Source organism: Sungkyunkwania multivorans, assembly GCF_042675645.1.
Classification (GTDB): Bacteria; Bacteroidota; Bacteroidia; order Flavobacteriales; family Flavobacteriaceae; genus Sungkyunkwania; species Sungkyunkwania multivorans.
Window position 1 is genome coordinate 192,014 of sequence record NZ_JBHTJH010000004.1, and the last position, 13,377, is coordinate 205,390.

The 13,377-nt window shown below is 42.4% G+C and carries 16 protein-coding genes; 8 read left to right on the plus strand and 8 right to left on the minus strand.

Annotated features, from left to right (window positions below; genetic code table 11):
• The first annotated feature begins 42 nt into the window (after positions 1-42).
• Positions 43-1,500, plus strand: a complete 1,458-nt coding sequence (locus tag ACFQ1M_RS03845) for an aminoacyl-histidine dipeptidase (RefSeq protein WP_386404133.1) — start codon at positions 43-45, stop codon at positions 1,498-1,500.
• Between the two features lie 61 nt (positions 1,501-1,561).
• Here ACFQ1M_RS03845 and ACFQ1M_RS03850 read toward each other — a convergent pair whose 3' ends face one another.
• From ACFQ1M_RS03850 to ACFQ1M_RS03860, 3 genes are read right to left on the minus strand one after another with little or no spacing between them, the layout of a single operon-like run.
• Positions 1,562-2,710 (minus strand): peptidylprolyl isomerase, encoded by a 1,149-nt coding sequence (locus ACFQ1M_RS03850; RefSeq protein WP_386404136.1) that lies wholly within the window; start codon positions 2,708-2,710, stop codon positions 1,562-1,564.
• 24 nt (positions 2,711-2,734) lie between these two features.
• A complete protein-coding gene (gldI, locus tag ACFQ1M_RS03855) occupies positions 2,735-3,280 on the minus strand; it encodes a gliding motility-associated peptidyl-prolyl isomerase GldI (protein WP_386404139.1) in 546 nt (181 codons plus the stop codon).
• Entirely contained in the window at positions 3,277-4,296 is a 1,020-nt protein-coding gene (locus ACFQ1M_RS03860) for a DHH family phosphoesterase (protein ID WP_386404142.1), read from the minus strand. The genes gldI and ACFQ1M_RS03860 overlap by 4 nt, the downstream gene beginning before the upstream one ends.
• An 82-nt stretch (positions 4,297-4,378) precedes the next feature.
• On the opposite strand from ACFQ1M_RS03860, the gene ACFQ1M_RS03865 reads away from it, so the two are divergent.
• Both ACFQ1M_RS03865 and ACFQ1M_RS03870 read left to right on the plus strand, forming a co-directional pair.
• Positions 4,379-5,404, plus strand: coding sequence for an alkaline phosphatase D family protein (locus ACFQ1M_RS03865; protein ID WP_386404145.1), 1,026 nt, complete (start codon positions 4,379-4,381; stop codon positions 5,402-5,404).
• A gap of 67 nt (positions 5,405-5,471) precedes the next feature.
• The gene (locus ACFQ1M_RS03870) at positions 5,472-5,891 is read left to right on the plus strand and encodes a nucleoside-diphosphate kinase (RefSeq protein ID WP_386404148.1); all 420 of its coding nucleotides are present in this window, start codon (positions 5,472-5,474) and stop codon (positions 5,889-5,891) included.
• A gap of 72 nt (positions 5,892-5,963) precedes the next feature.
• Here the strand turns inward: ACFQ1M_RS03870 and ACFQ1M_RS03875 are convergent, their stop codons facing one another.
• The 5 genes from ACFQ1M_RS03875 to recF form a co-directional block, all read right to left on the minus strand.
• On the minus strand, positions 5,964-6,527 hold the full coding sequence (locus ACFQ1M_RS03875; protein WP_386404151.1) for a hypothetical protein: 564 nt from the start codon (positions 6,525-6,527) through the stop codon (positions 5,964-5,966).
• Between the two features lie 113 nt (positions 6,528-6,640).
• Positions 6,641-7,117, minus strand: coding sequence for a hypothetical protein (locus ACFQ1M_RS03880; RefSeq protein WP_386404154.1), 477 nt, complete (start codon positions 7,115-7,117; stop codon positions 6,641-6,643).
• A gap of 4 nt (positions 7,118-7,121) precedes the next feature.
• The gene (locus ACFQ1M_RS03885; protein WP_386404157.1) at positions 7,122-7,418 is read right to left on the minus strand and encodes a DUF721 domain-containing protein; all 297 of its coding nucleotides are present in this window, start codon (positions 7,416-7,418) and stop codon (positions 7,122-7,124) included.
• Positions 7,418-7,840, minus strand: coding sequence for a lipocalin family protein (locus tag ACFQ1M_RS03890; protein ID WP_386404160.1), 423 nt, complete (start codon positions 7,838-7,840; stop codon positions 7,418-7,420). The genes ACFQ1M_RS03885 and ACFQ1M_RS03890 overlap by 1 nt, the downstream gene beginning before the upstream one ends.
• Positions 7,837-8,916, minus strand: coding sequence for a DNA replication/repair protein RecF (gene recF / locus ACFQ1M_RS03895; RefSeq protein WP_386404163.1), 1,080 nt, complete (start codon positions 8,914-8,916; stop codon positions 7,837-7,839). The genes ACFQ1M_RS03890 and recF overlap by 4 nt, the downstream gene beginning before the upstream one ends.
• A 108-nt stretch (positions 8,917-9,024) precedes the next feature.
• On the opposite strand from recF, the gene ACFQ1M_RS03900 reads away from it, so the two are divergent.
• The 5 genes from ACFQ1M_RS03900 to ACFQ1M_RS03920 all read left to right on the plus strand — a co-directional run bounded on the left by ACFQ1M_RS03900 (position 9,025) and on the right by ACFQ1M_RS03920 (position 13,376).
• The gene (locus tag ACFQ1M_RS03900; protein WP_386404166.1) at positions 9,025-9,786 is read left to right on the plus strand and encodes a tetratricopeptide repeat protein; all 762 of its coding nucleotides are present in this window, start codon (positions 9,025-9,027) and stop codon (positions 9,784-9,786) included.
• Positions 9,787-9,788: 2 nt separating this feature from the next.
• Positions 9,789-10,301, plus strand: a complete 513-nt coding sequence (gene ribH / locus ACFQ1M_RS03905; protein WP_386404169.1) for a 6,7-dimethyl-8-ribityllumazine synthase — start codon at positions 9,789-9,791, stop codon at positions 10,299-10,301.
• Positions 10,302-10,452: 151 nt separating this feature from the next.
• Complete coding sequence (locus ACFQ1M_RS03910; RefSeq protein ID WP_386404171.1) at positions 10,453-10,746, plus strand: riboflavin synthase subunit beta; 294 nt, start codon at positions 10,453-10,455, stop codon at positions 10,744-10,746.
• Positions 10,746-12,602: a DNA mismatch repair endonuclease MutL gene (gene mutL / locus ACFQ1M_RS03915; RefSeq protein WP_386404174.1), complete on the plus strand. Its 1,857-nt coding sequence runs from the start codon at positions 10,746-10,748 to the stop codon at positions 12,600-12,602. Before ACFQ1M_RS03910 ends, mutL begins: the two co-directional genes overlap by 1 nt.
• On the plus strand, positions 12,603-13,376 hold the full coding sequence (locus ACFQ1M_RS03920) for a rhomboid family intramembrane serine protease (protein ID WP_386404177.1): 774 nt from the start codon (positions 12,603-12,605) through the stop codon (positions 13,374-13,376).
• Position 13,377: the final 1 nt, after the last annotated feature.

The following is a 13,377-nucleotide window of genomic DNA, read 5'->3' on the forward strand; positions in this document are numbered from 1 at the left end:
TCTAAATCTCGTAGTACTTTTGTTGCGACAAAAATTTAAACAATGGATAAGGACATCACTCAACTAGAACCAAAGGAAGTTTGGACTCATTTCGCCGCTTTAAACGCCGTGCCGCGCCCGTCGAAGAAGGAAGAACGCGTTATCGACTTTATGATACAATTTGGACAGGACCTTGGACTGGAGACCTTTAAAGATGATGTGGGAAATGTGATCATAAGAAAACCCGCAACTTCAGGAATGGAAGATCGAAAGATGGTGGTAATGCAAAGTCATTTGGATATGGTGCACCAGAAGAATGCCGATACTAGCTTTGATTTTGAAACCCAGGGTATAGACATGTACGTCGAGGGAGATTGGGTAAAGGCACGAGGGACGACACTTGGTGCCGACAACGGACTAGGTGTTGCGACCATTATGGCGATCCTAGCTTCGAAAGATATCGTACATCCAGCCATTGAAGCTCTTTTTACCATTGATGAGGAAACAGGAATGACCGGTGCCATGGGCTTGAAAGGAGGTATTCTCAAAGGTGAGATCTTATTGAATCTTGATACCGAAGAAGACGACGAGATCGGTATAGGTTGTGCGGGTGGTATGGACATCACTGCAACTCGAACGTATAGCGAGGAAGATACTCCGTCCAATGTCATGGCCTTTGAGATCGGCGTAAAAGGACTGCAAGGTGGACACTCTGGCATGGACATTCATAAAGGCTATGGCAACGCCAACAAGATCATGAACCGATTGTTATATGCTTCTAACGAAAAGTTTGGTCTGAGAGTTGCCGAGATTGACGGCGGGAGTCTGCGAAATGCCATTCCTAGAGAAAGTTTTTCGAAGGTGACCGTTGATTTAGAGAAAAGCGATGACTTTATTGCCGAAATCAATGCGAAGGTGAAAGCAATATATAAAGAATTTGCTACTACGGAACCAGATCTGGATATCAGATGCGAAACAACTGCGATCCCATCCAAGGTGATGGAAATCCATGCACAGGAGCAGATTCTAAAGGCATTGTACGCTGCGCACAATGGCGTATATCGTATGAGTGCTGATATCCCAGATCTTGTAGAAACTTCTAATAACATCGCCAGAGTAGTGGTGAAGAAGGGGAATATTAAGGTAGGCTGCCTTACACGTTCTTCTGTAGAGTCTGGCAAGATGGACCTTGCTAATGCCTTGCGAGCTGCATTTGAATTGGCGGGATGCGATGTGGAATTTTCGGGCGATTATCCCGGCTGGACTCCAAATGTGGATTCAGCTATCTTAAAGGTCTTGACCAAAAAATATGAGGCGTTGTTCGATGAAAAACCGAACGTGGCCGCGTGCCATGCTGGTTTGGAATGTGGCATCTTAGGACAGAACTATCCCAAAATGGACATGATCAGTTTTGGACCGACCATCAAAGGAGCACATTCACCAGATGAGCGCGCTAGTATATCTTCGGTGCAGAAGTATTGGAAGTTCGTCTTGGAAATTTTGAAAGATATCCCAAAATAGGGTGCATAAAAAAGCCGAGGATTCAAATCCTCGGCTTTTTTATGATCGTATCGACCTTTATTTACATGGCAGCGACGATCTCTACGTCAAATACGAGGTCTGCATTTGGCGGGATCAGTCCTCTTCCGCCACCTGCCTCTCCAAAGGCCAAATGGGAGGGGATGAAGAAACGGTATTTATCGCCTACATTCATCAGCAGAAGCCCTTCTCTAAATCCTGGAATCAAATTGGTAGCTTCAGGACTGTAGGGCATCGGAGTGGGCTGATAGCCATTTTGCTGTTTTCTCATTTCGTTGAATTTGTTGAAAGCTTTTGCGACATCTTCAATATTGCTATCAAAAAGGTCACCATTGCTCGCAAAATAACCAGCATAATTCACTTTTACCTTGGATCCTATTGCCGGCTTTTCTCCGTCTCCTTCATTCATTACCAGGTACTCCAATCCTGAAGGTAATTTTTTGGCAGTCGGACGCTGCTCGTCAATCGTCTCCTTAGATTTTTTAATATTGCCAGGAGCCGCTGCAGCTAGGCGTTCTCTTTCTGCATTTTTTGCTGCTTGTTCGGCCTCTTGTTCTTTGAAATAATCGGAAAATGTTGCCACGGCATCAAAGCTTTTAGCATCCTTTCCTTCGGCGATGATCTCTATAGTGTTGATCACCACGTCAGTTATCGGTTTATTATTTGACTTGTTGGTCTCGACCTTTGCGATAGAATCTACCACATTCAATCCTTTAACAACCTTTCCAAACACGGTATGCTTTCCATCGAGCCACGGGGTTGCGGTATGGGTGATGAAGAATTGACTACCATTGGTCGCAGGTCCAGAATTGGCCATGGATAAAACACCAATGGTATCGTGTTTCAATTCTGGGTGAAACTCGTCTTTGAAGCGATAACCTGGATTACCGCGGCCCGTACCTTCACCGTCACCTCCTTGGATCATAAAATCTTTCATCACTCGGTGAAATATCACGCCGTCATAAAACTTCTTTCCAGCATATTTACTAGCTACAAATGTATTGGTCCCTTCGGCCAATGTAACAAAATTGGCAACGGTTATAGGTGTTTTTTCATACTCGAGTTGTATAAGGATGTCTCCCTTGTTTGTTTGTATATCGGCATAAAGTCCATCATCTAAGTTGGGGTATTTGCTTTTACAACCAAATAGGCACAAGGCGCTAACAAGAACTAATAGGTGTATCTTTTTCATACGTATGATATAATTTGAATTTGATTATGGTTTTTGCTTTGTGATTTCCTTTAAGGAGACCGTGGCGATCAATGGAACATTGACTCCGACACGCTGATCGTCTCCATGATATCCATATGCGAGGCTTGAAGGAAGATAAAAGGTGGCCGTTTCGCCTGCTTTCATCAACTTAACACCTTCACGTAGTCCTTGAGTAAGGATATTCTCTTTGTCAACTTTGTACTTCACAGTTCCAACCTCCTCCTTACTGTAAATGACACGGTTGTTGAGGTCTCTCAACTCGTATTGTAAAGTGACGACATCATCGGTGATCGGAGACAATTCACTCAATGAATCCTTGACCTGATAGACATACCAAAAACCGCTTTCTGAAGCGATATAATTAGAGATGGAATCTCGTTTAAAGACCTGCATAAACATTTGCTGTTCTTTCTCCAAGATCTTTTGGTTACGCGCAACAGATTCTTTAAAGAACGTACCGCTCGATTTGGTCAATGGTCTTCTCGCATCTGGTTCTCCACAAGCGATGAGCACCAGAAGAAAAGATAGGTATGTGATATACTTTTTCATGAGTTGTTTAGGGCTTCTTTATACTGTGGAAGAAGGTTCACAAAGTATTCTATGGTACGCTGCATATTACGATCACTTTTTCCGCCTGCAGCATTGTCGTGACCTCCTCCTTCAAAATATTTTCTTGCAAATTGGTTCACAGAAAAATCACCTTTAGAACGCAAAGAGATCTTTATGATATTTTCTTGTCTATTTTCTATAAAGATCACTGCAAAATTAATTCCTTTCAAAGATAAGCCGTAATTCACAAAACCTTCGGTATCTCCTTTCTTAAAATTATGTTGATCCAATTCTTTTTGGGACAATGTGATATATGCGGTACTGAACTCATCTAAGGTAACCAGATTGCGTAAGGCGCAACCGAGTAATTGTAATTTACTTAGGGAGTTAGTATCGTATATCATTTGATGGACCGATGCATTATTTGCACCTTTATCTATAAGGTCGGCAACGACACGATGTGTGGTACTGGTCGTAGATGGAAATCTAAAAGATCCAGTATCTGTCATGATTCCCGTATAAAGACAATTGGCGATATCAGCATCGATGGCGTCGACCTCTCCTAACCATGAGAAAAAATTATAGACCATTTCGCAGGTAGAGCCTATGGATGTATCGCTGTACATATAATCGGCATAGTCCTCGGGTTGCTGGTGATGATCGATCATGATAAACGTAGCCTCACTATCCTGCACAACCGCTTGTAATTCTCCTATTCTACCTAGATCATTGAAATCGAGTGTGAAGATAATGGATGCCTCCTTTACTTTTTGGTCAGCGATGTCCTTGTGTTGGTCATATTTCAAAATGGCTTCTTCTGCAGCCATCCACTTAAGAAAATGCGGATAGTCATTAGGAGCAATGACCACTGGTAGATGGCCTTTCTTTTTTAAAAATAAGAACAATGCGGAGGTGGATCCAATAGCATCACCGTCTGGATTCTTGTGTGGAATGATAACGATGTGCTTGGGAGTAGAAAGTAACGCTTTGATTTGGGCGATGTCCTTAGCATTCATAAGGGGCTAATATACGATTAAATCGCATAGACATATACATACATTTCACTAATTTTGGAATAACTATATTCGAATCGGAAATATGAAAAAAGCTTGCAAAATTCTATGTTTTCTAATTTGTGGTTCACTCCATTTCGGGACCTTTGCTCAAGATGTGATGTTCGATTTTGTCATTGCTTTTGGCTCTTGTAATGACGAGAATCGGGAAAATGTATTATGGACACCGATATTGAAGCAACAGCCAAACCTTTGGATCTGGGGTGGCGATAATATATACTCGACCACCGATAATCTGAAGAAGAAAAGAATGGATTACCTCCAACAGTCAGAGAATGGTCATTATGTCAAAGTAAGATCCGCCATGTCCATCATGGGAACGTGGGATGACCGCGATTACGGAAAAAAAGATGGTGGAGGGGATTATGGTATGAAGCAAGACAGTCAGCAGTTGTTTCTAGATTTTCTAGGGTTAGCACCGACACATCCGTTGCGTCAGCGCGAAGGGGTCTACACTTCAAAAGTGTTTGAGACCTCTGGGGGAAGTGTTAAGATCATTATTCTAGACACCCGTTATTTTAGGACTGACCTCAACAAAAGTGATGATGAAGATAAACGCTACGAACCCAATACTTATGGTGAAGGCTCAATTCTTGGGGAAGCACAATGGCAATGGTTGCAAACAGTATTAAGCAATTCTGAGGCGGATTTTAATGTGATCGTAAGTAGCATTCAAGTATTGTCTGGAGAGCATGGTAATGAGACATGGGCCAATTTTCCACATGAGCAAGAAAGATTGTTCAATTTGATACGAACATCTAAGGCCAAAAGAATATTCATCCTTTCCGGAGACCGTCATTTCTCCGAATTCAGCAAGAAGCAACTGGAAGGGATGGCCTATCCCTTGATCGATTTTACCTCTAGTGGATTGACCCATACGCTGCGAAACTTTAAAGGGGAACCCAATCGATATAGGATTGGCGAGCTTATATCTGAAGTGAGTTTCGGTTTGTTGAAATTTGATTTTGAATCGAAGACCGTGATGATGGAAATGCGTGGGAAACACAATGCACTGCTACAAGACTACCCGTGCGAGTTCCCCCAAAATTAACACTAATTTAAAGTTGTCATTCGTATATAAAAATGTACTTTTGCACAAAATTTTGAGATACTATTACATGGCAACAAACAGAACATTTACCATGATCAAACCCGATGCTGTAGAGAATGGACACATCGGAGCGATTTTAGAAAAAATTACCGCTGCTGGTTTTAAGATCGTAGCGATGAAATACACACAGTTGAGTAAGCGTGATGCCGAGGCATTCTACGCGATCCATAGCGAGCGTCCATTCTTTGGAGAATTGGTAGCGTTTATGACTCGCGGACCTATCGTAGCAGCGATATTGGAAAAGGACAACGCCGTAGAAGATTTTCGTACGTTGATCGGCGCCACCAATCCAGAGGAAGCGGCAGAAGGGACCATTCGCAAGTTATATGCGACCTCTATCGGAGAAAATGCAGTGCACGGATCGGATAGCGATGAGAATGCTGCGATTGAGGGAGCATTTCACTTTTCGGGTAGAGAGATCTTCTAAGATTTATAGACATTGATTTTGCAAAAAAAGTGCCTCCAATTAGGAGGCGCTTTTTTTTGTAAAGGACTGCGGCTAGAATCGATACCCAATTCTCAAATGGACATTAAGCGCCCCTTCGCTTATACCATTTGAAACACCAGCATTCTTTACGAAGATTCGGCGATAGCCAAAGCCGATGCCGGTTTCATAGACAAAATGCTTGCCGATAGTTCTTCTCATACCCCAAGTAGGAATGATGGAGATCTGATCCTCGACGTTGAAATTGTCAGTGTTGGAGATCAAGAACCAATCTGGAAGATAACTTGTTTTCAAGGACAGGAAGTTGCCGCTATTGCCCGAGATGTTCTTTGATTTAGAGAGTCGCTTGTCCAGGTTATAATACCATCTTGGCTCTAAAGTAATTACAGGGGCCATCACAAAGGAGGTGTCGTCAAAATTAGAGCCTCCAAAGATGCCGGTATCCAGGCCAATTTCAGTTCGCAACGAGAATTGATCGGCTAATTTCGTCTCGTTGTGAGCCCAAACTCCTAAGAGTCCAGTTTGGATTCCGAAAACAGATTTTTCGACACTTGCATCTTGAGCGGTTAAGGATAGGGAAAGGGCAAACATTGAAAGGGTACACAGAACTCTTTTCATAATAATTGGTTTTAATGTTATGGTTGCGATTTTGTCATCAACAACTATGCCATAAGAACGTTTCTACTGATGAAACTTGTGGTAAACCAATTTATTTCTTTGAAAGGTGATTCTTACTGTTCAATTGTATCCAATATCTTATTGAAATCGTACTGCAAATCCTCGTGTAAGGATATGATGGTTTTTTTTACGCTATGAAGTTGCCGGTCAAAGATATTTTGAAGTACCCTATTCCTATTGATCGGGGGATACATCGATTTTAGTTTTTGGCAAAAGTAGAGGAGGAGAGCGACCTCGGTCTCCTTGTTTTGAGAATAGCGAATGTATCGCTTGACGGTGCGCAATATTTTACGAACACTTTTTTTGATGTAGTAATAGGTTGCCGTGTTTATCTGTTCAAATTGGGCGTCCATCTCGTTCTTCACCGTTTCAATATAGCCTTCTTCACTTTCAGATTCGAAGAGCAGATAGGTAAGCAATTCTTTGTTTTCCTTTTTGAATTTGGACAATCGCAAGCAGAGTTCCATCAGTTCTTCGGGAGAGCGATGCTTCAATTCGTCTTTGAGCTGTTTCACGGAGGCTGCCTTCATGCGATCACCTAAGTATCAACTCTTTTACCAGTTCTTTGCCAAGCTCCTCATTCATCATGTCGATGATCTTATGTTTGCCATAACTAAGCTCTTCGCGTAGCACTGACGAACTCAACCTAACGAGCAAGGTAGTGTCTTTGAGAATGATATCGGAAGTGTAGTTGTTGACGCCCGTCCCCATCAATTTTACCCAAGCATCGCGAACCTCTATCTTGTCCAGTCCTTTTTCAAGATGGTGCTCTTGTACAAATTGCTTTAGTACCTCTCCAAGCGATTGATTTTGAGTGTGTCTTTTGGCCATTATCGATCGATCTTTGTTGGTTGATGGCGTTTGTAGGTGTAAATATTTCTATCTTCATTAATGATGGAAAGACTTTCGGCATCAGCATCCAAAACGGTTTCCTTCCAGCTGTCATATTCATTGGTGTAATATAGGTGAAGGCTATCATTCTCGATCTTTGCAACAACCCTCGCAAGGTCGTTTGAAGTTTCAAAGGTCCCGTCCAATTTTGGCCGTACCTTTTTCCTGAAGCCATTGCTATTCTTGTTCAATTCAAAATAGTCGATATTTTGACTATAGGTATATTCTTTGACTTGCCCATTTGCCAGTTCCACTTGTTCGATCTCCCAATACCCATTTACATGGGGTAATGTGCTATTGGGGTCTGAAGCACAGCCCAAAAATAGCGACAAGCATAGAAATAAGTAGAAAGTAATTCTCATAACTTGAATATCTGATAGGATTGGTGCGTGGCTTTCACCACCGCTTCTGTGCGATCTGCATGTGTGTCGCTTATAAAGATCTGCCCAAAGTTCTCATCGTTCACCAGGGCAATGATCTGCGCTACACGGTGCTCGTCCAGTTTGTCAAAGATATCGTCGAGCAAAAGGATCGGATTTACACCAGCCTGTTCTTTTATAAAGTCGAACTGCGCCATTTTCAAAGCGATCAAAAAAGACTTTTGTTGCCCTTGACTGCCAAATTTCTTTACCGAATGACCCTCGATCTCAAAGTTGAGGTCATCCTTATGGACACCCACACTGGTATATTGCAATGCTTTGTCCTTGTTCAGGGATTCTTCAAAAAGCTCATCGAGACCTTTCTCGAAAAGCTGGCTACTATAAATGAGGCCTACTGCCTCTTTACTATCAGAAATGCTCGCGTATCGTTCTTTAAAGATAGGGACAAATTCGGTCAAAAAAGATTTTCTGGTGTTAAAGATGTTGGCGCCTAGCTCGGACATTTGTTGGTTGTATATCAAAAGTGTGTCACGGTCAAAGGTATTATTCAGGGCAAAATACTTCAACAAGGAATTTCGTTGTGTTAAGACCCTGTTGTAACGGATCAGTTGTGCAAGATACTCCTTGTTCGATTGAGAGATAACGCTGTCTATGAACTTGCGCCTCGTCTCGCTACCCTCGATGATCAGGTCCCTATCCGCCGGAGAGATGATCACCAAGGGAATGAACCCGATATGTTCTGAAAATTTATCATAGGCTTTTCCGTTGCGTTTGATAACCTTTTTTTGACCTCTCTTCAAACTACAAATAACCCTTTCAGCGCGACCTTGTTTTTCGTATGCTCCATCCAAAACAAAAAAGGACTCCCCATGTCTAATATTCTGTGTTGCAACAGGATTGAAGTAGCTTTTCCCAAAAGAGAGATGATAGATGGCGTCCAAGACATTGGTTTTGCCAACCCCATTGGCCCCTACAAAACAATTGATCTTCTCATCGAACTCGAAAGAGACCGAATCAAAATTCTTATAGTTGACCAAGGAAATTTTCTTTAAAAACATGCGTGTTTTATGACCTAAAAAGAATTCGCAAAATATTGAAAAATATCAAATAAATTCCCTTTCACATTAACATAAAAATTATATTTTTGCGCCACTAACATAGAATTTATGGCTACTTATAAGAAAAGAGGGTATAAACCAAAGAATAAGAAAGAAGAGGCGCAGCTAGAGGAGATGGAGAGTACGACCGCAGAGGTTTTCAGTACTTTGGACGAAAGTGCTTCGAAGACTGAAGAATGGGTTGCCAAAAACCAAAATTATATCTTAGGCTTTATCAGCCTGGTTGCATTGGCGGTGTTGGGATATTTGGGCTATGACCAGTTTGTGCAAAAGCCAAAGGAGCTCGAGGCTACCAATGAGATGTACCAAGCGCAGAAATATTTTGAGCAAGCGCTCGCTGGTGCAAATAAGGATTCACTGTTTACCTTGTCTTTAGAAGGTGCAGAGGGCAAGTATGGTTTTTTAGAGATCATCGAGAAATATGCTGGTACTGATGCTGCCAACGTTGCCAACTATTCGGCTGGCATTGCATATTTAAACATGAATGATTACGAGAAGGCTGTTGAGTATTTGAGCGAGTTCGAAAGTGATGATGCGATCCTCGGGGCATTGGCAAAAGGTGGAATTGGAGATGCATTTTCTCAGTTAGGTCAAAATGCGGAGGCATTGGACTATTACGAGCGTGCAGCTTCTCATGACCAGAACGACCTTATCACACCGCGTTATTTGTTCAAGGCGGGTGTTGTTGCCATGGAGTTAGGCAACAAAGATAAAGCCCTTGCACTATTCAACAAGATAAAAGATGAGTACCCCAATTCTGAAGAGGGGAGAACTATAGATATCTTTATAGGAAAGGTCGAAAATCTATAGGAATGGCCACATCAAATAAGAATTTATCGGAGTACGATAAAGCGACGATCCCAAACGCGAAGGACTTTCGGTTTGGGATCGTTGTTTCAGAATGGAATGAAACGATCACCGAAGGACTTTTCAAAGGAGCCGAAGAAGCGCTCTTGGAGAATGGTACCCTAGCTGAAAACATCATCCGATGGGACGTTCCAGGAAGCTTCGAACTCACTTACGGCTGTAAGCGCATGATCCAAACGCAAAAAGTTGATGCGATCATTGCCATCGGTAGTGTGATCCAAGGAGAGACCAAACATTTCGATTTTGTATGCGGTGCAACTGCGCAAGGCATCAAGGACCTGAATGTACTTCATAATGTGCCTGTGATCTTTTGTGTGCTTACCGATAACAACATGCAACAAGCCATCGATCGATCCGGCGGAAAACATGGTAATAAAGGTACCGAAGCTGCGATCGCGGCCATTAAGATGGCGGCCCTCAAAGGGAAAGATAAAGGGGGTGATATTGGATATCATTGAATATTCTTGAAAAGCACCTTCACCCTTCTATAATTCTTGAAGAATTTTAAATAGATCTTACAAATTAAGTTGTCTCCTCACTGTTAACAATTTTTATGAGGCTGGCTTCGGCATTGTTTTTGTTTTTGAGTAACTTTGAAACACAATAACTATGGGAGCACTATTTAAATCAAGAAAGAACAAAAGGTTCAATTATCAACCACGCTATTACGAGCACGACGGTGAAGGAAGCCCATTTTCAATCGACTCTAGATTTGCCAAATATCGAAAGACACTGGATAACGGTGGAGGACTTAAGGAAAAATTTAGTCGTGCCTATTCCGAAATGAAAGAACCGGCAGATCGCAATGTGACCAGAAGATTGGTGATCATTATAGCCATTTTATTGTTCCTCTTCCTATGGTTCATTGATTTCGATTTATCTATTTTCAGCTTAACTATCTAATGGCGGACATCATTCAGCTTTTACCCGATCATGTTGCTAACCAGATCGCGGCAGGGGAGGTCGTACAACGGCCAGCTTCAGTTGTGAAAGAGCTGTTGGAGAATGCCATCGACGCTAAGGCCGATACCATTACGCTGGTGGTCAAGGATGCTGGAAAGACCTTGGTGCAGGTCATTGATAATGGCATTGGAATGAGCAATACCGATGCTCGACTCTCGTTTGAGCGTCATGCCACTTCAAAGATCAGGGTTGCCGAAGACCTATTTCATTTAAATACCAAAGGTTTTAGAGGAGAGGCCTTGGCCTCGATCGCAGCTATCGCTCATGTTGAATTGATCACGAGACGTGAAATGGACGAATTGGGCACCCAAATAAAGATCGAGGGTAGCAAAGTTATTTCCCAAGAAGTGATCACTGCCCCATTTGGAACGTCGATTGCCGTAAAGAACCTTTTTTATAATATTCCCGCCCGACGTAACTTCCTTAAATCGGATGCGGTAGAATTGCGTCATGTGATCGACGAGTTTCATCGCGTTGCTTTGGCGCATCCCGATATCGCATTCACACTCTATCATAACAACGGAGAGCTCTTTAACCTTCCGGCTTCGAATTTACGCCAGCGCGTGGTCAATGTCTTTGGAGGTAAGACCAACGAGAAGTTGGTACCTGTTAATGAAGAAACCGAAATCGCAGGAATTACTGGTTTTGTGGGGAAACCTTCATTTGCACGAAAAAGTAGAGGGGAGCAGTTTTTTTTCGTCAACGACCGGTTTGTGAAAAGCAGCTATCTTCATCATGCGATCACCGCTGCTTTTGAAGGGTTATTACCACAAAAATGTCATCCTACTTATTTCTTGTATTTCAATATCGACCCAGAGAAGATCGATATCAACATACATCCCACCAAGACCGAGATCAAGTTCGAGGATGAGCATTCGCTCTATGCGATCCTACGTTCTGCGGTAAAACATAGTTTGGGGCAATTTAACGTGGCTCCGGTGCTAGACTTTCAACACGATTCCAATATGGACACTCCATATTCTTACAAGAACAGGGAAGCTGCGGTTCCAAAAATTCAGGTCGATCCTACCTTTAATCCTTTCAAAGAGGATGGCCCAGTAAAGAAGACGTTTTCTGGTGCTGGATACAAGAAAGAGAGCGGATCTTGGGAAAACCTCTATGTAGGATTGGAGTCCAAGGTAGGGAAACAAGAACTTGGAGTTTCGACGATCTCCTTTGAATCCGAGGAAGTCACTGGTCATTTATTTACCGACAAAGAAAAGGAAGAGCAGCAGGCAATTACTACGTATCAGCTGCATTCTAAATATATCGTCAGTACCATCAAGTCTGGAATGGTGGTCATCGACCAATATCGGGCGCATCAGCGTGTGCTCTATGAGCAATTATTGGCCAATATGACCATTAAGGATACTGTGAGTCAGCAGTTGTTGTTTCCATTACAGCTTAATTATACCAGCGCTGAAGTTTCATTGCTAAAACCTTTGAAGGATGATTTGGAACGGGCAGGGTTTGTGTTTACAGCTGTCGAAGAAAACAACGTAGAAATAACAGGAATACCGATCAATGTCACTGAAAGTGAGGTCACGGCCATATTGGACGAGCTGCTATCAGATTTGCAGCAAGAAGTCCCAGATACGGGATTCAGTCAAATCGACATGTTGGCCAAAAGCATGGCCAAGAGCATTGCTGTTAAAGGGGGCATGCAGTTAGAGACCATGGCGCAAGAACGACTGGTAAATGATCTATTTGCTTGCAAGGAACCTTCGGTCTCACCATTTAACAAGCCTACCTTCATCACGATTTCGGTAGCAGAATTGGATAAAAAATTTTCATAGATGTTCAAAGTAACAGAAACAGTAAAGCATATAATAATCATCAACGTGATCTTGTGGATCGCTACGCTATTATTAGTCAATAGGGGAATTGACCTGAGCGATCTTCTTGCGTTATATTATCCAGAAAATGAGAATTTTGGCATTTGGCAGATCCTCAGTCATATGTTCATGCATGCCACTTATTCGCAAACAGGAAGTATCGTTATATTTCACATACTTTTCAATATGTTGGGATTGTGGATGTTTGGGTCACCTTTAGAGCAGATGTGGGGCCGAAACAAGTTCTTGTTCTTTTACTTTTCTGCCGGATTGGGAGCCGCAGCATTGCATACGTTTGTCAATTATTTGCAATTTAATGGTGCCTTGGATGATCTAATATCGTCGGGATTCGAAAGAGAGCGCATCTTGTCACTTTTGAATAATGGGTCCTACGATACACGCTGGGAGAGTGTGATCGGGGCGGATAGCGTTAGTTCGATGGTTCAATCTTTCATTATCCCTGCCGTCGGTGCGTCTGGCGCGATCTTTGGAATTTTGGTCGCATTTGGAATGGCGTTTCCCAATGCAGAACTAATGCTCATATTCTTACCGATCCCTATCAAGGCCAAATACTTTATTCCTGGTATTCTGGCATTAGAATTATTTTCGGGAATCACTGGGGTGTCTATTTTTAGCCCGAGCAACACTGCTTATTTTGCCCATATTGGGGGAGCCATTGTTGGTTTCTTGATCATGTGGTATTGGAGGCGAAGTCAATTCAAACCTAATCTTTAAT

Bases quoted from the DNA above. Each gene is read 5' to 3' on its own strand.
- ACFQ1M_RS03880 (WP_386404154.1), bottom strand. From the start codon at position 7,117: ATGAAGGCAGCCTCCGTGAAACAGCTCAAAGACGAATTGAAGCATCGC.
- ACFQ1M_RS03900 (WP_386404166.1), top strand. From the start codon at position 9,025: ATGGCTACTTATAAGAAAAGAGGGTATAAACCAAAGAATAAGAAAGAA.
- mutL (WP_386404174.1), top strand. From the start codon at position 10,746: ATGGCGGACATCATTCAGCTTTTACCCGATCATGTTGCTAACCAGATC.
- ACFQ1M_RS03870 (WP_386404148.1), top strand. From the start codon at position 5,472: ATGGCAACAAACAGAACATTTACCATGATCAAACCCGATGCTGTAGAG.
- ACFQ1M_RS03850 (WP_386404136.1), bottom strand. From the start codon at position 2,710: ATGAAAAAGATACACCTATTAGTTCTTGTTAGCGCCTTGTGCCTATTT.
- ACFQ1M_RS03845 (WP_386404133.1), top strand. From the start codon at position 43: ATGGATAAGGACATCACTCAACTAGAACCAAAGGAAGTTTGGACTCAT.
- recF (WP_386404163.1), bottom strand. From the start codon at position 8,916: ATGTTTTTAAAGAAAATTTCCTTGGTCAACTATAAGAATTTTGATTCG.
- ACFQ1M_RS03865 (WP_386404145.1), top strand. From the start codon at position 4,379: ATGAAAAAAGCTTGCAAAATTCTATGTTTTCTAATTTGTGGTTCACTC.
- ACFQ1M_RS03885 (WP_386404157.1), bottom strand. From the start codon at position 7,418: ATGGCCAAAAGACACACTCAAAATCAATCGCTTGGAGAGGTACTAAAG.
- ACFQ1M_RS03860 (WP_386404142.1), bottom strand. From the start codon at position 4,296: ATGAATGCTAAGGACATCGCCCAAATCAAAGCGTTACTTTCTACTCCC.
- gldI (WP_386404139.1), bottom strand. From the start codon at position 3,280: ATGAAAAAGTATATCACATACCTATCTTTTCTTCTGGTGCTCATCGCT.
- ACFQ1M_RS03875 (WP_386404151.1), bottom strand. From the start codon at position 6,527: ATGAAAAGAGTTCTGTGTACCCTTTCAATGTTTGCCCTTTCCCTATCC.
- ribH (WP_386404169.1), top strand. From the start codon at position 9,789: ATGGCCACATCAAATAAGAATTTATCGGAGTACGATAAAGCGACGATC.
- ACFQ1M_RS03890 (WP_386404160.1), bottom strand. From the start codon at position 7,840: ATGAGAATTACTTTCTACTTATTTCTATGCTTGTCGCTATTTTTGGGC.
- ACFQ1M_RS03910 (WP_386404171.1), top strand. From the start codon at position 10,453: ATGGGAGCACTATTTAAATCAAGAAAGAACAAAAGGTTCAATTATCAA.
- ACFQ1M_RS03920 (WP_386404177.1), top strand. From the start codon at position 12,603: ATGTTCAAAGTAACAGAAACAGTAAAGCATATAATAATCATCAACGTG.